21 protein-coding genes and 3 tRNA genes are annotated in these 21,645 nt (G+C 39.4%); 18 read left to right on the forward strand and 6 right to left on the reverse strand.

Annotation, left to right across the window (positions count from 1 at the left end; translation table 11 throughout):
• Positions 1 to 23: 23 nt before the first annotated feature.
• The 6 genes from ACIQ2D_RS20305 to ACIQ2D_RS20330 all read right to left on the reverse strand — a co-directional run bounded on the left by ACIQ2D_RS20305 (position 24) and on the right by ACIQ2D_RS20330 (position 1,660).
• Positions 24 to 275 carry a hypothetical protein gene (locus ACIQ2D_RS20305; protein ID WP_402867121.1) on the reverse strand — a complete coding sequence of 84 codons (252 nt, stop codon included), beginning with the start codon at positions 273 to 275 and terminating at the stop codon, positions 24 to 26.
• A 357-nt stretch (positions 276 to 632) separates the two neighbouring features.
• The gene (locus ACIQ2D_RS20310; RefSeq protein WP_402867122.1) at positions 633 to 755 is read right to left on the reverse strand and encodes a hypothetical protein; all 123 of its coding nucleotides are present in this window, start codon (positions 753 to 755) and stop codon (positions 633 to 635) included.
• A 276-nt stretch (positions 756 to 1,031) separates the two neighbouring features.
• Positions 1,032 to 1,319, reverse strand: a complete 288-nt coding sequence (locus ACIQ2D_RS20315; RefSeq protein WP_402867123.1) for a hypothetical protein — start codon at positions 1,317 to 1,319, stop codon at positions 1,032 to 1,034.
• A gap of 99 nt (positions 1,320 to 1,418) precedes the next feature.
• Positions 1,419 to 1,490 (reverse strand) — tRNA-Glu (locus ACIQ2D_RS20320).
• Between the two features lie 7 nt (positions 1,491 to 1,497).
• A tRNA-Met gene (locus ACIQ2D_RS20325) sits at positions 1,498 to 1,574 on the reverse strand.
• A gap of 11 nt (positions 1,575 to 1,585) precedes the next feature.
• Positions 1,586 to 1,660: transfer RNA gene (locus ACIQ2D_RS20330), tRNA-Gly, on the reverse strand.
• 259 nt (positions 1,661 to 1,919) lie between these two features.
• Here ACIQ2D_RS20330 and ACIQ2D_RS20335 point away from each other — a divergent pair.
• The 18 genes from ACIQ2D_RS20335 to lysS all read left to right on the forward strand — a co-directional run bounded on the left by ACIQ2D_RS20335 (position 1,920) and on the right by lysS (position 21,049).
• Positions 1,920 to 4,313 carry a SpoIIE family protein phosphatase gene (locus ACIQ2D_RS20335; RefSeq protein WP_402867124.1) on the forward strand — a complete coding sequence of 798 codons (2,394 nt, stop codon included), beginning with the start codon at positions 1,920 to 1,922 and terminating at the stop codon, positions 4,311 to 4,313.
• Positions 4,314 to 4,349: 36 nt separating this feature from the next.
• Positions 4,350 to 5,756 (forward strand): tRNA lysidine(34) synthetase TilS, encoded by a 1,407-nt coding sequence (gene tilS, locus ACIQ2D_RS20340; RefSeq protein ID WP_402867125.1) that lies wholly within the window; start codon positions 4,350 to 4,352, stop codon positions 5,754 to 5,756.
• Positions 5,757 to 5,827: 71 nt separating this feature from the next.
• Entirely contained in the window at positions 5,828 to 6,370 is a 543-nt protein-coding gene (gene hpt, locus ACIQ2D_RS20345) for a hypoxanthine phosphoribosyltransferase (RefSeq protein WP_402867126.1), read from the forward strand.
• A gap of 134 nt (positions 6,371 to 6,504) precedes the next feature.
• Entirely contained in the window at positions 6,505 to 8,541 is a 2,037-nt protein-coding gene (gene ftsH, locus ACIQ2D_RS20350; protein WP_402867127.1) for an ATP-dependent zinc metalloprotease FtsH, read from the forward strand.
• A gap of 124 nt (positions 8,542 to 8,665) precedes the next feature.
• Positions 8,666 to 9,499, forward strand: a complete 834-nt coding sequence (locus tag ACIQ2D_RS20355; RefSeq protein WP_402867128.1) for an aldo/keto reductase — start codon at positions 8,666 to 8,668, stop codon at positions 9,497 to 9,499.
• A 210-nt stretch (positions 9,500 to 9,709) separates the two neighbouring features.
• Entirely contained in the window at positions 9,710 to 10,474 is a 765-nt protein-coding gene (locus tag ACIQ2D_RS20360; protein WP_402867129.1) for a type III pantothenate kinase, read from the forward strand.
• 21 nt (positions 10,475 to 10,495) lie between these two features.
• Positions 10,496 to 11,377: an Hsp33 family molecular chaperone HslO gene (gene hslO, locus ACIQ2D_RS20365; protein ID WP_402867130.1), complete on the forward strand. Its 882-nt coding sequence runs from the start codon at positions 10,496 to 10,498 to the stop codon at positions 11,375 to 11,377.
• Positions 11,361 to 12,323: a peptidyl-prolyl cis-trans isomerase gene (locus ACIQ2D_RS20370; protein WP_402867131.1), complete on the forward strand. Its 963-nt coding sequence runs from the start codon at positions 11,361 to 11,363 to the stop codon at positions 12,321 to 12,323. Before hslO ends, ACIQ2D_RS20370 begins: the two co-directional genes overlap by 17 nt.
• 182 nt (positions 12,324 to 12,505) lie before the next feature.
• Positions 12,506 to 13,435 (forward strand): cysteine synthase A, encoded by a 930-nt coding sequence (cysK, locus tag ACIQ2D_RS20375; protein WP_402867132.1) that lies wholly within the window; start codon positions 12,506 to 12,508, stop codon positions 13,433 to 13,435.
• Between the two features lie 161 nt (positions 13,436 to 13,596).
• Positions 13,597 to 14,976 (forward strand): aminodeoxychorismate synthase, component I, encoded by a 1,380-nt coding sequence (gene pabB, locus ACIQ2D_RS20380; protein WP_402867142.1) that lies wholly within the window; start codon positions 13,597 to 13,599, stop codon positions 14,974 to 14,976.
• A complete protein-coding gene (gene pabA, locus ACIQ2D_RS20385) occupies positions 14,973 to 15,554 on the forward strand; it encodes an aminodeoxychorismate/anthranilate synthase component II (protein WP_402867133.1) in 582 nt (193 codons plus the stop codon). The genes pabB and pabA overlap by 4 nt, the downstream gene beginning before the upstream one ends.
• Positions 15,555 to 16,391, forward strand: coding sequence for an aminodeoxychorismate lyase (gene pabC, locus ACIQ2D_RS20390; RefSeq protein ID WP_402867134.1), 837 nt, complete (start codon positions 15,555 to 15,557; stop codon positions 16,389 to 16,391).
• Positions 16,392 to 16,408: 17 nt separating this feature from the next.
• Complete coding sequence (gene folP / locus ACIQ2D_RS20395; RefSeq protein WP_402867135.1) at positions 16,409 to 17,263, forward strand: dihydropteroate synthase; 855 nt, start codon at positions 16,409 to 16,411, stop codon at positions 17,261 to 17,263.
• On the forward strand, positions 17,263 to 17,628 hold the full coding sequence (folB, locus tag ACIQ2D_RS20400) for a dihydroneopterin aldolase (RefSeq protein ID WP_402867136.1): 366 nt from the start codon (positions 17,263 to 17,265) through the stop codon (positions 17,626 to 17,628). The genes folP and folB overlap by 1 nt, the downstream gene beginning before the upstream one ends.
• Complete coding sequence (folK, locus tag ACIQ2D_RS20405) at positions 17,628 to 18,152, forward strand: 2-amino-4-hydroxy-6-hydroxymethyldihydropteridine diphosphokinase (RefSeq protein ID WP_402867137.1); 525 nt, start codon at positions 17,628 to 17,630, stop codon at positions 18,150 to 18,152. The genes folB and folK overlap by 1 nt, the downstream gene beginning before the upstream one ends.
• 5 nt (positions 18,153 to 18,157) lie before the next feature.
• A complete protein-coding gene (locus ACIQ2D_RS20410) occupies positions 18,158 to 18,346 on the forward strand; it encodes a helix-turn-helix domain-containing protein (RefSeq protein ID WP_402867138.1) in 189 nt (62 codons plus the stop codon).
• A complete protein-coding gene (gene dusB / locus ACIQ2D_RS20415; protein WP_402867139.1) occupies positions 18,330 to 19,370 on the forward strand; it encodes a tRNA dihydrouridine synthase DusB in 1,041 nt (346 codons plus the stop codon). Before ACIQ2D_RS20410 ends, dusB begins: the two co-directional genes overlap by 17 nt.
• Before the next feature lie 176 nt (positions 19,371 to 19,546).
• Positions 19,547 to 21,049 carry a lysine--tRNA ligase gene (gene lysS / locus ACIQ2D_RS20420; protein ID WP_402867140.1) on the forward strand — a complete coding sequence of 501 codons (1,503 nt, stop codon included), beginning with the start codon at positions 19,547 to 19,549 and terminating at the stop codon, positions 21,047 to 21,049.
• Positions 21,050 to 21,645: the final 596 nt, after the last annotated feature.

The following is a 21,645-nucleotide window of genomic DNA, read 5'->3' on the forward strand; positions in this document are numbered from 1 at the left end:
AATCTAATCCCTTTTTGTCTATCCTATAATGTTGAGGTAGGTCCTTTTTTCTTTTTTTGAACTATTACTGACACAGTATCTGGTGGTGCTGTTGGCATCTTGTCTGATGGATTTGCAATCATTTTTACAAGTAGAAAAACACCGTATACGCTGATAGCAAGACCTACAAGAAGTAATAATATTTGCAGGACTAATGGCATTTTGATAAGTATAGACACGAGAATGAACATGGACCCACCCCCGCAGATTAAAGCAGCTTTTGTTAATTGACCCAAAGTTAAAGTACCTCCTATAAAAAACAGCATATATATTAAGTATGCCACAATCTCTATTGGCAAACATAATAAAACTGCACGCTATTTCTAGACAAAGTGACAACTAGGAGGCAAGAGGAGTTTTGGGTGCTATCAGTGATGGGGTAGATACGTTCAGTGAAGAAGCTTAAGGTTTGTGTGGAGATTTGCTGATTCAATCAAGCAAACACCTCATTTTTAGCGGCTGAGGAGAGTAGTGGACGCATAAATGGATAAATTAAGTAACCCATTTGTCCACTCTTTAAAGAGTCAGATACAATTTTAATTCTTCAAAGAAAAGCCCGCATTCCTTTTATGGAGGTTGCGGGCTTTAACTATTTATTTTGTATAAGATAAAATTGCGTTTTTCTTAAAGCATTGAAGTGCTTGTGTTGCTTCAGCTTTGTTTGTGTATTCAAAAATACGAACATCCTTTTGTTCAAATACTGTAATAACCCACATTGTAAAATCCCCCATCAGTTTGTTTTTGTAATATAACAATCACGGTAAATGTGATACTTATGTCGAACTGTATTATAACAACTTCTTGCTTGATACCTATTCTACGCCAATTTTTTCAAAAGAAAAGCGTTATGTGAGATACTTCACAAAGTGTTCAAATTCAAAACGCTTTCATTGTACAAATTGTGAAAAAACATGGTTCGGGGTGTAAAATGTGGGGATTCGACCGTTCAAGCACAAAAAAGAATCGAAGAATATTCGATTCAGAATGGATTATTACACTTCAATTTTAAGTTCCCGACAAAATGACTCGATTCTGTCGCGCTCATTCTTAGGGAATGCCTCGTACTCAAATCTTTGTTGTACTGAGAGTTCTTCAAGTTCTTTATAACTGACTTCTCTTGCTAAGACAGCTCCACTTATTTGGGCAGCCAACTGGTGTGCATCTGAAATGTCAGTAAAGGCAAAGGCTTGCTCTTCGTCGCTAGTAAATGTGGGAATGCCTATTTTCTCTTTATAAAAGCAATCATTTACTTGCACTACGTAATATATGATCGACTCCATTATAGATCTCCTCAATTCAATTTTTATTGATATGTCAAACTTTGCTGGGCACAGAAAAAGGCGTCTCAGAAATATCTCTGAGACGCCTTTTTTGCAAGATGACCCCTACGGGATTCGAACCCGTGTTACCGCCGTGAAAGGGCGGTGTCTTAACCGCTTGACCAAGGGGCCTAATATATGGTGGCGGCCGAGGGGATCGAACCCCCGACCTCACGGGTATGAACCGTACGCTCTAGCCAGCTGAGCTAGGCCGCCATGAAAAGTTATGGAGCGGAAGACGAGGTTCGAACTCGCGACCCCCACCTTGGCAAGGTGGTGTTCTACCACTGAACTACTTCCGCACTTTTATCAAACGACAAACTAAATAATACAAGCGATTAAAAAAAGTGTCAAGGGTATAAATGAAAATATTTGATAAATATCAATCAAAAATGATAAAGATACGTTATGTAAGTGAACTTTTGTAGTAGTTAATGCAAATAATAGTATTTATGTATACGTATTAGTCGAAATATTTATATTTTTTTCCGCCATCGTCAGACAACCTTTCCGTGAATATTTTTTTATAATTACAAAAAAGTGAGGAAAGGGGTTAGTGAAATGACAAACGTTGAATGGTATGAAACAGCAGACGCGGCAGACCATAAATTCGAAGCAAAAAAGATGCAATTGTTGATGAGTATTCTTTTCTTTGTAACAGCCTTTTTTTTAGCACAGTCTGTCGTATTTGAAGCCGCTGTACCTTTTTCAGTACCTTTTTGGGCAATCGTTCGAAAAAAGTATAGAAAATACGCAACAGTCGTATTTGTCGGTAGCATGATAGGTTGTTTTTTCTTAGGTTTTGGGCAAGTTGTTATTTTAGCACTTCAAATACTATTGTATGAGTGCTTTGTACGTTTTCGTTATTGGCATATGCCACAAAGTGTTGCGGTTTTTCTAGCGGTCCTTTTGGTGCAAATTGCATGGCAAGGTGTGGCATATCAAGGGGTGCCACCAGTCCTTGTACAATTCTATATTGGCTGTGAGGCTTCCTTAGCGTTTATCATGACGTTATTTATGCAAGTCTTGTTTGTCAAGACATATGAATGGTTTACTGATCATTGGACGTATGAAAGAATTGGCTCAGGCCTTGTAATTTTTGCAGCGATGTTAACAGGCATGAACGCCGTTGTTATCGGATATTTTTCACTCCCTCTTTTTTTACTGCAGCTTATTATTTGTTTTGGTGCTTTCGTTGGCAGTGTCCCGTTAGCCACTGTAGTAGGGGCAGTTCTAGGCACATTGATAGGTGTCGCAAAACTATCATTTACAGGTATGCTATCGGTGGCTACATTAACAGGATTGTGTGCTGGAATGGGGGCACGTGCGGGGAAGTTTGGTGTGGCTATTGGAAGTATTGTACCAAGTGTGTTTTTCTTATTTTATGACGAAACATTGCCTTTAGATAGTGTTTATTTCACATCAATTGTAGTCGGTAGTATTGTGTTTTTATTTACACCAAAGAGTCTTTCAAATGCGGTTCGGGAAAAGTTATTTCCGCAACGAGAGGAAATTTTGTTGGCACGTCAACATTGGCTAACAGAGCATGTCACCCTGAAACTAGAGCATTTTCAGCATTTTGTACAATTTATGAAAGAGCTTGTATTTGACCGATTTATGACGACTCCTGTAGCGACAAAAGAAGATGTAGCGCCAATGAATACTTGTCTAAGTTGTTTTCGTTATGATAGGTGTTGGGGTGCCCAAAATAATGGCATGGACAAGGTTATGACTGAATGGTTTCATATAAAAGGTGTGGGTAAAGAATCAGCAATACACCGAGTTGAGGAGCAAATACGCTATAAATGTGTGAAGTCAGCAAAGGTTTTTGAAGAGCTAGATGCTGAATTATATAGAGAGCGCATCAATGGGCAGTATTTTCATGGTAAAAAGATGATCGCACTGCAACTAAGAGATATGAGTAATCATTTAAATCAACTTATTGCAGAGATGAAGGAGGAGACTATTTCTTTTGTTAGTGTGGAGAAGGAAATTATTCAACGTTTGAAAGCTGCAAATATTGAATGTTTTCAGCTAGATGTGATTAATAATAAGCCAGGGGCACGAAAGATTATTTGCGCAATGGCGCCAGCACTTGTGGACTGGGAAAAAGATACGACATTAGCAGAGCGGCTTATACTACCGATACTATATGAAATTTTTGATGAGCCGTTTGAAATTGAAAAAGTAGTACCGTGTGATGTACCATTCCGTCACATTCAAATAGGCTTTAGGTCTGCTATTAGCTTTGAAGTAGAGTATGATATATACAGTATGTCAAAGGACGATACATTATACTCTGGTGATTCTCATGCATTATTCCAGCTACATCCAGGATTGTTCGCAATTTTACTGTCAGACGGTATGGGACAATCGAAAGAAGCACAGCATGAGAGTAGAAAGCTCATTCATTTAATGCGTGAATGTCTGAATTATAATATGAATCCAGAAACAGCTATGCATACGTTACATTATGTCATGTCTTTAAAACAGCAAGATGATATGTATGCGACACTTGATTTTGCTTTAGTCGATTTACAGCACGGTGATTTATGGTCGTGGAAGGCTGGCGGTATGTCTACGTATATTTTGCGTGGCAAAGAAGTGATTAAAGTTGAAAGCAATGCTGCGCCAGTTGGATTTTTATCGATTTCTGCTGTGGAAGCAGAGAAAAGGAAGCTTAAGGCTGGAGATGTCATTATGATGCATTCAGACGGCTTATTTTCAAATGTAGCAAATTGGGATGAGCAAGAAGAAGAATTTTTGAGCTATACAAAGCAAGTTGCAGGTACAAATATTTCAATACAGGAAAAATTAACAACAATTATGCAGTCGTTCCAAGAGCATTATGTGGTGGAAGATGATTGTACGGTGTTGATGTTAGAAATTACGCACGTCATCCCAACATGGGCTGTTTTTAGACCGATGGAGTATTCAATGAGTAAAACATCTTAAGTCGTAATATAATAACGAGAAGGGGAGGAGAAGCGTTTGTCATTTGAATTAAAGATCAAACAATTTATTGAAAAAGAACAGTTATTACAGCAAGACGATCATCTTCTCATCGCCGTTTCGGGTGGAGTAGATTCAATGGCACTTCTGCATTATTTTGTGAAGACAAAAGTACAATGGGGAATTGAAGTAGAAGCCGTGCATGTAGATCATATGTTAAGAGGAGCGATATCTGCACAGGACCGGGAGTTTGTACAACAGTATTGCGATAAACAAGGTATTACTTTACACGCAACAGCTATTCCTATTCCTGAAATTATTGCTGTAGAAAATGGTAACTCACAGCTTATTTGCCGAAGAGAACGTTATCGTTATTTTGAAGAAATCTTACAAAAAACAAATGCTACAAAGCTTGTAACTGCACATCATGCGGATGACCAACTGGAATCAGTATTAATGGCTTTAACGAAAAATGCAACTGTGAATGGTATGCAAGGTATTCGCCCGCAGCGCATTTTTAACGAAAAATCATTAATTCGTCCGTTTTTAACGGTTACAAAATCTGAAATAAGGGAATATTTACAGAAGCAAGGGCAAAATTTCCGGGAAGATGCAAGTAATGGTAAGGATGCGTATATGCGTAACCGTTTTAGACACCACGTTGTGCCATTGCTCGAAGCTGAAAATCCACGTGTAGCTGAACAAGTAGGCCATTTTACGAAGCATTTACAAGAGGATGATGCGTTCCTGATGACACTTGCGCAAGATGTATATTCAAAGATAGTAAAGAAAAACAACGAAAATATGCATACCTTGGAAATTAAGGAGATACAATTGATACCACTTGCTTTACAAAGAAGGCTGGTTTTAATACTATTAAACTATCTTTACAAAGATTCTAATACGATACAAAGTTATGCATTATTGACTTCACTTTTAAAGCTATGTGATACGACAGCTGGTAATGCTGAAATTCATTTACCAGAAGGGTTTATAGCAGTTCGCCGTTATGGTAAATTGACGATTCAGAAGAAAGAGTCGAGATCATTAGATTCTTTTACCAACGAAAAGTTGATTGCATCTGCAAATAAATGGACAACGCTTGAAAATGGTGTGCGTTTATACATAGCAGAATTGCCGAAACTTGAGTCTGAATTGTTAACGGATACTGCACAACTTTTTTATTTTGACGCTAGCAAACTTACACTTCCACTCTTTGTTAGGACACGTAAGGAAGGAGACCGAATGTTGTTAAAAGGAATGGAGCAGCCAAAGCGCTTATCACGCCTTTTTATAGACGAAAAGATTCCTTTAAATGAGCGAAATAGCTGGCCGTTACTCGTTTCTCAAACTGATGAGGTAGTAGCGGTAATTGGTATGCGTATGGGTGTTTATTTTTCAACAACTGCCCGACCAAACGATGATACAGTGCTCATCGTAGACTAATGGTCTTTGTAAAATGTTTAACCTTTCAAGGAGATTGGGAATTTTTTGATACAACACGAGGAGGAATTGATATGATACAAAATGACATCGAGAAAATTATGATTACAGAAGAACAATTGCAGGAGAGAATAGCAGAATTGGGTGCGCAATTAACAGAGGAATATCAAGATTCATTCCCGTTAGCTGTAGGCGTACTTAAAGGTGCGATGCCATTTATGACAGATTTAATGAAACGTTTCGATTCTTTCATCGAGCTAGATTTCATGGACGTTTCAAGTTATGGTAATGCGACAGTTTCATCTGGAGAAGTGAAAATTTTAAAAGATTTAAATACAAGCGTTGAGGGGCGTGATGTATTAATTATCGAGGACATCATCGATAGTGGCTTAACACTGAGTTACCTAGTAGATTTATTTAAATATCGTAAAGCAAAATCAATTAAAATTGTGACACTTTTAGACAAGCCATCAGGTCGTAAAGTAAACTTAGCGGCTGACTATGTTGGCTTCAAAGTTCCAGATGGTTTCGTAGTTGGTTATGGTTTAGATTACGCGGAAAAATATCGTAACTTACCGTACATCGGCATTTTAAAACCAAAAGTCTATTCTTTTTAAGTAAGTAAATTTGTTTGGATTTCGACAAAATTCCGACAAAAAATATTTTGCTTAGGGCTTTTCGTTGTATGATGAAATCATGATATGTTAAGATTTTACTTATAATTTTTCTGTATGTAATGAGGAGGCTGGAGATGAATCGAATATTTCGATATACCATATTTTATTTACTGATTTTCCTGGTGATTATCGGTATTTTTGGTACTTTCAACGGTGGCAATTCACCAACGAAAGAAATAACTTATTATGAGTTCCTGGATGCTCTCGATAAGGATAAAATAACAAATGCAAACATTCAACCAGATAAATCGGTATATATCGTTGAAGGTGCGATGGAAGGTTATGAAAAGGGTGAAACCTTTACAGTTAATCTCCCACGCGATAACCAAGCGTTAATGGACCGTATCGATAAAGCTGTCGATGAAAATAGCAAAATTAAATATTTAACAGCGCCAGAAACAAGTGGATGGATTCAATTCTTCACCGGGATTATTCCGTTTATCATTATCATCTTCTTATTCTTCTTCCTAATGAGTCAATCTCAAGGCGGCGGAAATAAAGTAATGAGTTTTGGTAAAAGTAAAGCCAAACTATATGATGATCAAAAGAAAAAAGTGAGATTTACAGATGTAGCGGGTGCAGATGAAGAAAAAGCTGAACTTGTTGAAGTGGTTGATTTCTTAAAAGACCACCGAAAATTCACTGAAATTGGTGCGCGTATTCCAAAAGGTATTCTACTAGTAGGTCCTCCAGGTACAGGTAAAACATTACTTGCTCGTGCAGTTGCTGGTGAAGCTGGTGTTCCTTTCTTCTCAATCTCAGGTTCAGACTTCGTAGAAATGTTCGTCGGTGTCGGTGCATCTCGTGTACGTGACCTATTTGAAAATGCGAAGAAAAATGCCCCATGTATCATTTTCATCGATGAAATTGATGCTGTAGGTCGTCAACGTGGCGCGGGTCTAGGTGGTGGTCACGATGAGCGTGAACAAACATTAAACCAATTGTTGGTTGAAATGGATGGGTTCGGTGCTAACGAAGGTATTATTATCGTCGCTGCAACAAACCGCCCAGATATTCTAGATCCAGCATTACTACGTCCAGGTCGATTTGACCGTCAAATTACAGTTGGACGTCCAGATGTAAAAGGTCGTGAAGAAGTACTTAAAGTACATGCTCGCAACAAACCTTTAGCAGATCAAGTAGATTTAAAAGCTATTGCACAACGTACACCAGGTTTCTCGGGTGCAGATTTAGAAAACTTACTTAACGAAGCAGCTCTTGTAGCAGCACGTCGCGGTAAAAAGAAAATTGACATGTTCGATATTGACGAAGCAACAGACCGCGTTATCGCAGGTCCTGCAAAAACAGGTAAGGTTATTTCTAAAAAAGAACGTAATATTGTGGCATTCCACGAAGCAGGTCACGTTGTTGTCGGACTGACACTTGATGAAGCTGAAAAAGTACACAAAGTAACAATTGTCCCTCGTGGTCAAGCAGGTGGTTATGCAGTGATGCTTCCAAAAGAAGATCGTTACTTCATGACTAAACCTGAATTACTCGATAAAATCGCCGGATTACTTGGTGGTCGTGTAGCGGAAGATATCGTCTTTGGTGAAGTATCAACTGGTGCACATAATGATTTCCAACGTGCAACGAGCATTGCGCGCTCAATGGTAACTGAATATGGTATGAGTGACAAACTTGGGCCAATGCAATTTGGTTCAAGCCAAGGTGGTAATGTCTTCTTAGGACGTGACATTAACTCAGACAAAAACTATTCGGAATCAATTGCCTTTGAAATCGATAAAGAAATGCAGGCTATGATTGTTGAGCAATATGAGCGTACGAAAAAAATTCTTACTGAAAAACGGGAGCTTTTAGATTTAATTGCGACAACTTTACTTGAAGTTGAAACATTAGATGCAGAGCAAATTGAACATTTACGGGATTATGGTACATTACCAGAGCGCGTAGCTGAACCAGCTGTTATTGAAGAAAACAAAACAATTGGTTTAGGAAAAGATGCTGATACAGTTGTGGAAACAGCTGGAACTCCTTCGCTTGAAAAAGAGGTAGTGGGTAAAAAAGCAGATCCATCAACTGCAGATTTAACTAAAGAAGGTAGCGTACAACAAGACGCTCCTGAGGGAATTAAAGAAAAACGTGATTAATCATGTGAAAGGCTGTTTACCATTTTTGTAAACAGCCTTTTCTTTTGCCTTTTTTTGACCTAAAGCATTAGGATATAGATAATGCCTTGTGCATCTACATATTGAACCGATAGGAGTGTTGAACATGGGAAGTGTAACGTTGAATAATGGACTTGAAATGCCTCTAGTGGGCTACGGTGTATTCCGTGTGCCAGACGGAGAAGATTTAGCGGAGGCTGTGAAAATGGCTATTGCTACAGGTTACCGGAGTATTGATACGGCACAAATATACCGCAATGAAGAAGGTGTCGGCCGCGGAATTCGTGCTGCTATTGCCGAAGGTTTAGTGACACGCGAAGAACTATTTGTTACATCAAAAGTTTGGAATGATGGCCTTTCCTATGAAGAGACGTTAGCCGCTTATGACGATAGTTTAGAGAAACTTGGGCTAGATTATTTGGATTTATATTTAATTCACTGGCCGGGTATAGATACAAAGCATGTAGAGGCTTATAAAGCGCTTGAAAAAATTTATCAAGACGGTCGTGTGCGGTCAATCGGCGTGAGTAATTTCCATGTACATCATTTAGAAAATTTACTGGCACAAACGACAGTTGTACCAGTCATTAACCAAATTGAGTTCCATCCGCATTTAACACAAACTGAAGTACGTGCGTATTGTCATGAGCATGGTATTCAAGTAGAGGCTTGGTCACCACTTATGAACGGTGCATTACTTGAAGAAGAGCTAATTCAACAGCTTGCTACTAAATACGATAAAACACCAGCGCAAATTGTATTACGCTATGACGTACAGCATAATGTCGTAACGATTCCTAAAACGATGACACCTACACGTATGAAAGAAAATTTAAGTGTCTTTGATTTTGCATTAACGGATGAGGAAATGGCCAAGCTAGATGCAATGAACGACGGTTTACGTTGTGGCCCAGACCCAGAAAAATTTAATTTCAAATAATATGTAAAGAGCTACCTAACTAACTTTTAGGTTAGCTCTTTTTTGTAAGTAGGAAAGTTATTTTTCATATTAAAACTGTGGTATGATTTTCTAAAGTGTTTTAACTTTATTCAGTAGCTGTTCAAAATCCAGACGCATTGTTTTTTGTGCGAAAGCGAAGCGTCAGAAACAATTACGCTGAGGCGCAATTGATTAGTAGAGGTGCCGTCCATGATTTTAGTATTAGATGCAGGGAATTCAAATATTGTTTTAGGTGTGTATGAAGAAGATAGGCTTGCTTTTCATTGGCGTATGGTAACGGATCTTCATAAAACAGAAGATGAATATGCGATGCAAGTGCAAGCCTTTTTCAATCATGCAGGCATTTCATTTGAACATATTAAGGGCATTATTATATCCTCTGTTGTACCACCAATTATGTTTTCGCTCGAGGCAATGTGCCAAAAGTATTTTCATAAAAAACCACTTGTGGTTGGCCCGGGAGTGAAAACCGGGTTAAATATTAAGTATGAAAATCCACGTGAAGTCGGTGCTGACCGTATTGTCAATGCCATTGCGGCACTAGATACCTACAAAACGCCGATAATTATCGTGGACTTTGGGACAGCAACGACGTACTGCTATTTGAACGAGAAGGGTGACTATCAGGGTGGTGCAATTGCGCCAGGCATCACGATATCAACAGAAGCACTGTATACGCAGGCGGCCAGATTGCCGCGTATTGAAATAATGCGTCCGAATAATATTGTTGGCAAAACAACAGTTTCAGCAATGCAAGCTGGTATTTTTTACGGTTTTGTTGGGCAAGTCGAGGGCATAGTTAATCGTATGAAGGCTCAAAGTAAGGAAGAACCACTGGTCATTGCAACAGGTGGTTTAGCAAATTTAATTGCAGGAGAGACACAAGCAATCGATGTTGTTGATCCGTTTTTAACATTAAAAGGTTTATATAAGCTATATAAACGCAATCAATAAGGAATGAGGGATTTTTCGAATATGAAAGATTATTTAGTTAGAGGTTTAGGATTTAATGGGCAAGTACGTGTATTTGCAGCTTGCACAACGGCAACAGTGGGAGAAGCGCAACAACGACATAATACTTGGCCGATCGTATCAGCGGCACTTGGCCGTTCAATGACTGCAGGTGTTATGATGGGTGCCATGCTTAAAGGTGAAGAAAAAATTACGATCAAAATTGAAGGTAATGGTCCAATTGGTCCTATGGTTATTGATAGTAATGCAAAAGGTGAAGTGCGTGGTTTTGTTACAAATCCACATGTTCATTTTGATTTAAACGAACAAGGCAAGTTAGATGTACGTGCGGGTGTAGGTACAGAAGGTGCATTAACAGTTGTAAAAGATCTAGGTTTACGTGACATGTTCTCAGGACAAACACCAATCGTTTCAGGTGAAATTGCAGAGGATTTCACATATTATTTTGCTACATCTGAGCAGGTGCCTTCATCAGTAGGATTAGGTGTATTAGTCAACCCAGACAATACGATATTAGCTGCGGGTGGCTTCATTCTACAATTAATGCCAGGTTGTGAAGAAGAAACAATTGATGCAATCGAGCAACATTTAGCAAACTTAGAACCTGTATCAAAAATGATTGAAAAAGGTTTTACACCAGAGCAAATTCTAGAGGCAGTATTAGGTGAAGGGCATGTCCAAATTTTAGATTCAATGCCGGTTGAATTTAAATGTCAATGTTCAAAAGAGCGATTTGGTGCAGCAATCATAGGCTTAGGTGAACAAGAAATTCGAGAAATGATTGAGGAAGATGGGAAAGCAGAGGCGCAATGTCATTTCTGCTTGGAGGCATACCAATTCTCTAAAGAAGAATTAGAAGGTTTCATCGATGAACTCAACGCGTAACCCAAGACGCAATCCAACAACACCAAATCAAACGCCCTTATCGCAACGCCGTTTAAAAACTAAACCGGTACTAGCAATACTCGCTATTTTGTTATTAGGAAATGTTTTATGGTTTATTTCTTGGTTAATCCCAGACAAAGGGAAAGAAATTGGCAGCGACGAACAAGTCGCTGTCATTGATGGAGATGTCATTACGCGCCAGGACTGGATGGTTGCAATGGAAGACCGTTACGGGAAAGAAACACTGCAAAATTTAGTGAATGAGTCTGTAATGGAAAAAGCTGCTGCAAAATTTAAAATTAAAGTATCTGATAAAGAAATTGATCTAGAGCTTGCTTTAATGCGTTCGGCTCAGGATAAATTCGATACTGCGATGCAAAATCTTTCTGATGAACAACTACGACAAAAGCTTCGCTCACAGCTTATCTTAGATAAAGTACTTACAAAAGACGTAGGCATAGAAGAATCTAGTATCAAAAAGTATTATGAAGAGAACAAGGCATTATACAATATTGAAACTAGCTATCGTACAAGTGTCATTGAAGTGGACTCGAAAAAGAAGGCGGACGAGGCATTAAGTGAGTTGAAAGATGGCTCTGATTTTTCTGTGCTAGCACGTGAAATCTCTATAGATAGTGCATCGGCCAGCCTTGGTGGAGATATTGGTTTCATTACAGAAAAGCAGGAAAATGTAGATGAGGCGATTATAAAAGCCGCTATAGGACTGTCAGACGGTGATGTAAGTAAGGTTATTAAGTTAGATAACGGTCATTATGCGATAGTTCAAGTTCAAGAAGTGGCAAAAGGTCAATCATTTACATATGACGATGTGAAAGAACATATTGAGCGTGAACTTGCATTAGAGCAAGTACCACAACACGTAACACCAGAAGCATTTTGGTCAGAATTTAAAGCAACTTGGTATTATGGTGAAGAGAAGAAATAACGTGAAGCTAGAAAGTCCTGTACTTTCTAGCTTTTTAACGTTAATGATTTGTTGCCATCAATCGTACAATAAATATTCTGAAAATATCAGTTTTATTTATTGACAACAACCTGAAAAACTTGATAAAATACAAATTAAGTAAAACCTATAAAAATAGTAGGGATTGGGGAGTGTGATTATTTATGAGTAAATTAGCAAACTCGGTGGCAGAATTAGTTGGTAAAACACCAATCGTAAAATTAAACAATGCAACAAGCGAAAATGAAGGTACAGTCTATGTGAAATTAGAATACTTCAACCCAGGTAGTTCAGTAAAAGACCGTTTAGCTCTAGCAATGATCGAAGCAGCTGAAAAAGATGGCACATTAAAACCAGGTGGAACAATTATTGAACCAACTTCAGGTAACACAGGTATAGGTCTAGCAATGATTGCAGCGGCAAAAGGCTATAATGCTATTTTAGTAATGCCAGAAACGATGAGCTTAGAACGTCGCAACTTATTACGTGCGTACGGTGCAGATTTAGTGTTAACTCCAGGGCCAGGAGGAATGAAAGGTGCGATTGCAAAAGCAGAAGAATTATCTGCTGAGCATGGCTACTTCTTACCACAACAATTTACGAACGCAGCGAATGCAGAAGTTCACCGTTTAACAACTGGCCCTGAAATTGTAGAAGCTTTCGAAGGTTTAAAATTAGATGCTTTTGTAGCAGGTGTTGGTACTGGTGGTACAATTACAGGTGCAGGTGGCGTCTTGAAAGAGGCCTTCCCTGGAATCGAAATTATTGCTGTTGAACCTAAAGATTCTCCGGTACTTGCAGGTGGTAACCCAGGGCCACATAAAATTCAAGGAATCGGTGCTGGTTTCATTCCGGCAGTATTAGATACAGAAGTTTACGGCTCTATTTTCCCTGTAGAAAACGAAACTGCTTTCGAGGTAGCTCGTAAAGTAGCGCGTGAAGAAGGAATTCTATGCGGTATTTCTTCAGGAGCAGCTATTCATGCGGCAATCGAAACAGCTAAACGTTTAGGTAAAGGATCAAACGTTCTAGCGGTGGTTCCTTCAAACGGCGAACGTTACCTATCTACACCTTTATACCAATTCGAAGACTAATTTTTCCTTTTATATGGCGAGTCTCTCATAATCTGAGGGTCTCGCTTTTTATTTTGTATAAAAAAATAGCATCTCCGCATCGTTCACGTTAAGATGGAATCAAATAACATGATTCAAAGGAGATTTTACGTGTGAATACATTATCTACGACGACATTTTCAATGAATGCCGACGCATTTTTTTATAGCTATAAGAGACAAACAGAGGACGAAAAGGCCCATGTGTTTTTAGAAAGTGGACGCGGTGGGCACTTTACGATTGCAGCGTGGCAACCATTAGCAACGGCTCGTTCAGTTGAAAATGGCTTGCAGGTCACGTGGCGAGACGAAAAAAGCGAAATTTTTCACGGCGAGCCTCTCGCTTTGCTCGAGGACCTATTAAAAAAATACGAAGTTCCTTACAACGCTGCTTTACCTGCTTTTCAGGGCGGGGCGGTCGGCTTCGTGTCGTACGATTATGCGCGAAAAATTGAAGAGCTGCCAGAACTTGCAGTGGATGATTTAGCTGTACCGGATATTTACTTTTACTTATTTGACTGTTGGGCCGTACATGATGTGCATACGAACATCGTGACACTTATGAAGCTGCCAAGCTGTGATATTGATTTAGAAGAGCTCTCTAATACTTGGCAAACAGCTGCAAGAGAAGGCTTAGAAGTACGTAAATTTGAAAAGTCAGGTGCAGTTGAAGTGCTAAATGATGAAAACGAACTGCGTGTGTCATTTGCAGGTACAGATTTTGAAACTGCTGTACGCAAAATTCAAACATATATTGCGCAAGGTGATGTATTCCAAGTGAACTTGTCAGTACGCCAATCGAAGAAGTTAAACGCAACTGCTATGGATGTTTATGAGGCATTGCGAGCATTTAATCCATCACCCTATATGGCATACATTGAGGCGCCTGACTTTGCAGTGGTATCCGGTTCACCAGAACTTTTAGTGAAACGCCACGGAAGTGAATTATCGACAAGACCAATTGCGGGTACACGCCCACGTGGTAAATCAGAAGTGGAAGATCTAGCTCTAGCACAGGAGTTAATCGATAACGAGAAAGAACGCGCTGAGCATGTGATGCTAGTAGACTTAGAGCGTAATGATTTAGGGCGAGTTTCTGCTTATGGCTCAGTAGAGGTTGATGAATTTATGGTCATTGAGCGGTATTCGCATGTAATGCACATCGTTTCAAATGTACGTGGGAAAATTGCAGAGGGTAAAACGAATGCTGATGTTGTACGAGCGATGTTCCCAGGAGGTACGATTACAGGTGCGCCAAAAATTCGTACGATGGAAATTATCGAGGAGCTAGAACCAGTTCGTAGAGGTCTATACACAGGCTCAATCGGTTGGTTAGGTTATACCGGCGATATGGAATTTAATATTGTTATTCGCACAGCGTTTGTCAAAGATGGTGTGGCACATATTCAAGCTGGAGCAGGTATTGTTATTGATTCGATTCCGGAGAAGGAATATCAAGAGTCCCTTAACAAGGCGAAAGCAATGTGGCAAGCAAAAGCAATGGCGGAGGAGCGTTCTAAATGATTTTAATGATTGATAACTATGATTCTTTTACGTATAACCTTGTTCAGTATTTTGGTGAATTTGGCCATGAACTAATTGTAAAGCGTAACGATGTGCTAACAGTTAAGGAGATTGAGCAACTTGCACCTGATATGATTGTGATTTCACCAGGGCCATGCAGTCCAAATGAAGCGGGCGAGAGTTTAAATATTATTAAATATTTCGCAGGAAATATTCCGATTTTAGGTGTGTGTCTTGGACATCAGGCAATTGCACAAGTATTCGGTGGCAACGTGATTCGTGCAGAGCGATTAATGCATGGTAAAACATCACCTGTAATACATGCAGAGATTGGTCTTCATGCTGAAATGCCAAATCCGTTTCAGGCAACTCGCTATCACTCGCTTATTGTAGAGAAGGAGACATTACCGGAATGTTTCGATGTGACAGCGTGGACGGCAGAGGGAGAGATTATGGGGATTCGCCATAAGGAATATGCAATCGAAGGTGTGCAGTATCATCCTGAATCGATAATGACGGAAGAAGGTAAAAAGTTATTACGTCACTTTATCGAGTTGTACGTGGAGGGAGAGAAGTAGATGCAGTGCTGGATGAACGGTGAATATGTGACGGCAGCTGATTTACGTATTTCGCCATTTGACCACGGCTTTTTATATGGTCTTGGTTTTTTTGAAACGTTTCGTACGTATGGGGGAAAGATTCTGTTTTTTGAAGCGCATATGGAAAGGCTACAAGCTGCGCTCACACAGTTCCGCATCCATATACCGTATACGCCGGACGAGCTAATAGCAGTTGTTGAATATCTAAATGAAAAGGCTGGTGGGCAGGATGGCTATTTTCGTTTAAATGTGTCGGCAGGTGAGCATGGTATTGGGTTGCAACCGACTGAATATACGGAGCCGAACGTCATAGTGTTTCGCAAAGAACTAAATGCTGCACCGAGTGGGCAAGAAAAAAGAGCACAGTGGCTAGAAACACCGAGAAATTCACCAGAGCATGGTGTTCGTGTGAAATCCCACCATTATGGAAATAACGTACTTGGTCGTTTTGAATTGCCTTCTTTAGCGACGCAGGAAGGCTTCTTTTTAACAGAGGAGGGTTATGTGGCAGAAGGTGTGACCTCAAATGTTTTTTGGGTAAAAGGTGATATACTATATACGCCTTCTTTAGAGACAGGGATTTTACCTGGTATTACGAGAAATTGGGTTATACAAAAGGCAAAGCAACTTGGTATTCAAGTAGAAGTAGGTTTGTTTACGCAAAATGACGTAGAACAGGCATCGGAGTGTTTTATTACAAACTCAGTACAAGAGCTTGTACCGATTGGCCGGCTTGAGGATATTCAACTACTTGGTAACAAAGGGCCTGTCTACACGCGTTTACACGAAGCGTATGTCGAGGAAATAAAGCAGTGATATAAGGAGCGTTATTAATGCTAGAAAAATATACAACGCCGTTAACACTAAACGGTATACCTTTGGACTACACAAAGGAAACTTTTGTTATGGGCATTTTAAATGTCACGCCGGATTCATTCTCAGACGGCGGTAAGTACTATAACGTAGAAGCGGCTGTCGCACAGGCAAAAAAAATGGTTGCAGACGGTGCGAAAATTATCGATGTTGGTGGAGAATCCACACGTCCAGGTTATGAACGCATTTCTGATGAAGAAGAAATAGCACGCATAGTGCCTGTTATTAAAGCATTACTAGCGGAAGTGCCAGCGATTATTTCGGTGGATACGTATAAAGCGAGTGTTGCGCGAGCAGCTGTTGAAGCAGGGGCGCATATTATTAATGATATTTGGGGCGCAAAAAGCGAACCTGAAATTGCACAAGTGGCAGCAGAATTAAACGTGCCTATCATTTTGATGCATAACCGAGTAAACACAGATTATGGCACTGATTTCTGGACTACAGCAAAGGCTGATTTAGAAGAAAGTATTGCGATTGCCCATAAGGCAGGCGTGCCAGATACACATATTATTTTAGATCCAGGTATTGGTTTTGCAAAAACAACGGCACAAAACATTACAATGATGCAACATTTAGATGAGTTAGTAGCAATGGGCTATCCTGTTCTTTTAGCGACTTCTCGTAAATCAATGATTGGAAATGTCTTGAAGTTACCTGTAGAAGAACGAGTAGAAGGTACTAGTGCGACTGTCGTTTATGGCATTGAAAAAGGTTGCCATATGATCCGTGTACATGATGTGAAGGAAATGACACGAGCAACCTATATGACAGACGTATTAGTCGGCAAACGCACGTATAAGGAGGAAGTCTAATGGATTATATTCATTTAAAAGATATGCAATTTTATGGTTATCATGGTGTATTAGCAGCGGAAACAACGCTTGGACAACGTTTCCGTGCCAATGTTTCGCTAGCGGTTGATATGCAGGAGGCTGGCGAAACGGATGATTTAACTTACACGGTGAACTATGCAGAGGTATATGCATTATGTCGTGACATCGTAGAAGGTGAACCGTTTAAACTTATTGAAGCACTTGTATCAAAAATAGCCAATAGCATTTTAACTGCTTATCCAGATAAAGTGAAAGGTGTTCGTGTGGAACTCATAAAGCCTGATCCGCCGATTCACGGTTATTATAAAGAGGTATCAGTTGAAGTAACACGAGGCGAATTTTAATGAATGATGTGTATTTATCCATTGGGACCAATATTGGTGAGCGCTATGAAAACTTACAACATGCCGTTAAATTATTGATGGGTACAGAAGGTGTAGAGGTAGAACGCATTTCTTCTGTCTATGAAACGGCAGCAGTTGGATTTACTAATCAAGCTGATTTTTTAAATATTGCTGTTTATGTGAAAACGATACATTCCTCTAGTGAGATGTTGAAGATTTGCCAATCCATTGAAAATGAATTGGGACGTGTACGTGAATTTCGTTGGGGGCCTCGAATTATTGACCTTGACATTTTGCTCTACAATCACGAAAATATTGAAACGGAGAGCTTAATTGTTCCTCATCCAAGGATGTATGAACGAGCTTTCGTGTTAGTACCACTGATTGACATTACGCCGACACCAGAGAATAAGCAATTGCAGCTTGCTCACCGAACAATGGAACAGCTGGATCGTGAGAAGGAAGGCGTAATTTTATGGAAAACGATCGATATGGTAGACGAATTCGTGCGTTTCGAAAGCTAAAATGCATGCAACAAGTTGAATTTGCCAAGAGGATAAGTATTTCAACGACTATCTTGGGTAAAATCGAGCGTGGAGAAAGGATGCCGTCAGTGGAGCTATTAACGATGATTGCACAAGCATTAGAGATAGATATACAAGAGTTAAAGGGTAAGGACCCACAAGGAGGAGGGAACAGCGTTGAATCATTCAACTAAAAAACCGTTTCAAATTGGCGATATTGTCATGGACAACCGTGTTGTTTTAGCGCCAATGGCTGGTATTTGTAACTCTGCTTTCCGTCTAACCGTCAAAGAGTTCGGAGCAGGGCTTGTTTATGCCGAGATGATTAGTGATAAAGGGATTGTCCAAAAAAACGAAAAGACATTAGGTATGTTATATATCGATGAACGTGAAAATCCTCTTTCATTACAAATTTTCGGTGGCGATAAAGAAACACTAGTAGAAGCGGCTAAATATGTAGATCAAAACACGACTGCAGACATTATTGATATTAATATGGGGTGCCCAGTTAATAAAATTATTAAATGTGAAGCAGGCGCACGTTTACTACTTGATCCAAATAAACTATACGAAATGGTAGCTGCAGTAGTCGATGCAGTAAAAAAACCAGTCAGCGTGAAAATGCGTATTGGTTGGGATGACGAACATATATTTGCTGTGGAAAATGCGCAAGCGGCAGAACGTGCTGGTGCGTCAGCAGTAGCTGTTCATGGTCGTACACGTGTACAAATGTATGAAGGTAAAGCAAACTGGGATATTATTCGCCAAGTAAAGGAGAACGTTAACATTCCTATACTAGGTAATGGTGACGTCGAAACACCGCAAGATGCAAAACGTATGCTTGACACAACAGGTGTCGATGCCGTGATGATCGGCCGTGCAGCGCTAGGTAACCCATGGATGATTTATCGCACTGTGCATTATTTAGAAACAGGCGAATTAAAAGAAGAGCCTGGTGTACGTGAAAAAATAGATGTATGCTTACTTCACTTTGAGCGTTTAATGCAATTAAAAGGTGAAGGCGTAGCAGTTCGTGAAATGCGTAAGCATGCTTCTTGGTATTTGAAAGGTATACGTGGTAACGGTAAAGCGCGTAAAGCCATTAACCAAACAGAAACAGCAACAGAGTTACGAGCATTATTAAATGCGTTAGTGGATGAGTATGAGGAAAGTGAAGCGGCATACCTTGCGACAACGCCAAAAGAAATTATCTTATAAGCCACAAAGTCCCTTTCTAGTGTAATGCTATTAAGGGATTTTTTCTTTGTGTAATATTGTTTGAATTATTAATTATCTCAACGGGTACGGAAATTAAACCGAAACAGATGAATACAGCTTTGAAATTGTGTACAATAGAAATATTATGGACGTAAACGCGGACAATTTAATAAGGAGTGAAACAAGTGTCAAATATTGAAGAATTAAATGATCAGCTTTTGGTGAGACGCCAAAAAATGACGACTATTCGTGAAAACGGTCAAGATCCATTCGGTAGCCGTTTCGAACGCACACATTTATCTACAGAAGTACTTGAACAATTTAGTGATCAATCCAAAGAACAATTAGAAGAAAACTTACAAGAAGTTATAATCGCGGGTCGAATTATGACGAAACGTGGAAAAGGTAAAGCTGGCTTTGCACATATTCAAGATTTAGGTGGCCAAATTCAAATCTACGTACGTCAAGATCATATTGGCGAAGAAGCTTATGAATTATTCAAGCAAGCTGACCTAGGTGATATTGTAGGTATTCGTGGTAATGTATTCCGTACTCAAGTAGGAGAGCTTTCAGTAAAAGCTGAAGAGTTTACATTCTTAACAAAGTCGCTACGTCCGATGCCGGAGAAATTCCATGGCTTACAAGATGTAGAGCAACGCTACCGTCAACGTTATTTAGACTTAATGACGAATGAAGATAGTAAAGCAACATTCATTACACGTTCTAAAATCATTCGTGCGATCCGTAACTACCTTGATAACATTGGTTACTTAGAAGTAGAAACACCGATGCTTCATACAATTCCGGGTGGTGCAGCGGCTCGTCCGTTCATTACACACCACAACGCACTTGATATGGAACTGTATATGCGTATCGCTATTGAACTTCACTTAAAGCGTTTAATCGTTGGTGGGCTTGAAAAAGTATACGAAATTGGACGTGTATTCCGTAACGAAGGGATCTCAACACGCCATAATCCAGAATTCACAATGATCGAGCTGTATGAAGCGTATGCTGATTACAAAGACATTATGTCTTTAACAGAAAACTTAATCGCACATGTTGCACAAGAAGTGCTAGGTACAACAACGGTTCAGTACGGTGAAGACGAAATCAACTTAGCGGTAGGTTGGAAACGTGTCCACATGGTAGATATAGTTAAAGAAGCAACAGGTGTTGATTTCTGGCAAACGATGACGAAAGAACAAGCGCAGGCATTGGCGAAAGAACATGGCGTAGAGGTAAAGCCAGCACATGAAGTGGGTCACGTTATCAATGAATTCTTTGAACAAAAAGTTGAAGAAACATTAGTTCAACCTACTTTCGTATATGGTCATCCTGTGGAAATCTCTCCACTTGCGAAGAAAAATCCTGAGGACGAGCGTTTCACAGATCGTTTTGAGTTATTTATCGTACGTCGTGAGCACGCAAATGCTTTCACAGAACTAAATGACCCGATCGACCAACGCGAACGCTTCGTAGCACAGTTAGCCGAAAAAGAAGCGGGTAACGATGAAGCGCACGAAATGGATAATGATTTCGTAGAAGCATTAGAGTACGGTATGCCTCCAACAGGTGGTCTAGGTATTGGTATCGACCGTTTAATCATGCTCCTTACGAATTCACCATCAATCCGCGATGTGTTATTATTCCCAACGATGCGTCATATAGCGAAATAGTTATATAAGATAGAAGGAGACTCGAAACAATTGAGTCTCCTTTACTTTTTTAGTTGAGATTTTAAAAAATCAGATGTATAGTAGAAAAAACAATTAATCATGTTACGGAGTGACGATTGGTATAGTTAAAAGTGCTGAAAAAGCATTAAATCACTCGTTAGTGTCTGGTTTGCGAAAATCGTGTTATTTTTTATTAAAAAACACTTGCGCAAATAGAAAGAACGTGATAAATTATTACTTGTCGTTAACGCGACGCAGAAAAACATAACAATCTCAAATCGAATCGTAATTTTAGGTGTTGACAATGACATCTAATAGTGATAAGATTTAAAAGTTGCTCATCACGAATGAGAAAACATTTTGAAAAAAGTGTTGACAACAAAAACGAGAAATGTTAATATATAAAAGTCGCTGTAACAAAGCGACAACAACATGAACCTTGAAAACTGAACAAGCAAAACGTAATCAATAACGTTTTAAGTAGCTAACAACTAAGTTAGCGAACGAAACATAAGTAATAAATAGATATCAACTTTTAGTTGATACGCTAGCAAAGCTAATGAGCTTTCAAACTACTTTTATGGAGAGTTTGATCC

The organism is Lysinibacillus sp. NPDC097287 (genome assembly GCF_044761695.1).
GTDB lineage: Bacteria > Bacillota > Bacilli > Bacillales_A > Planococcaceae > Lysinibacillus.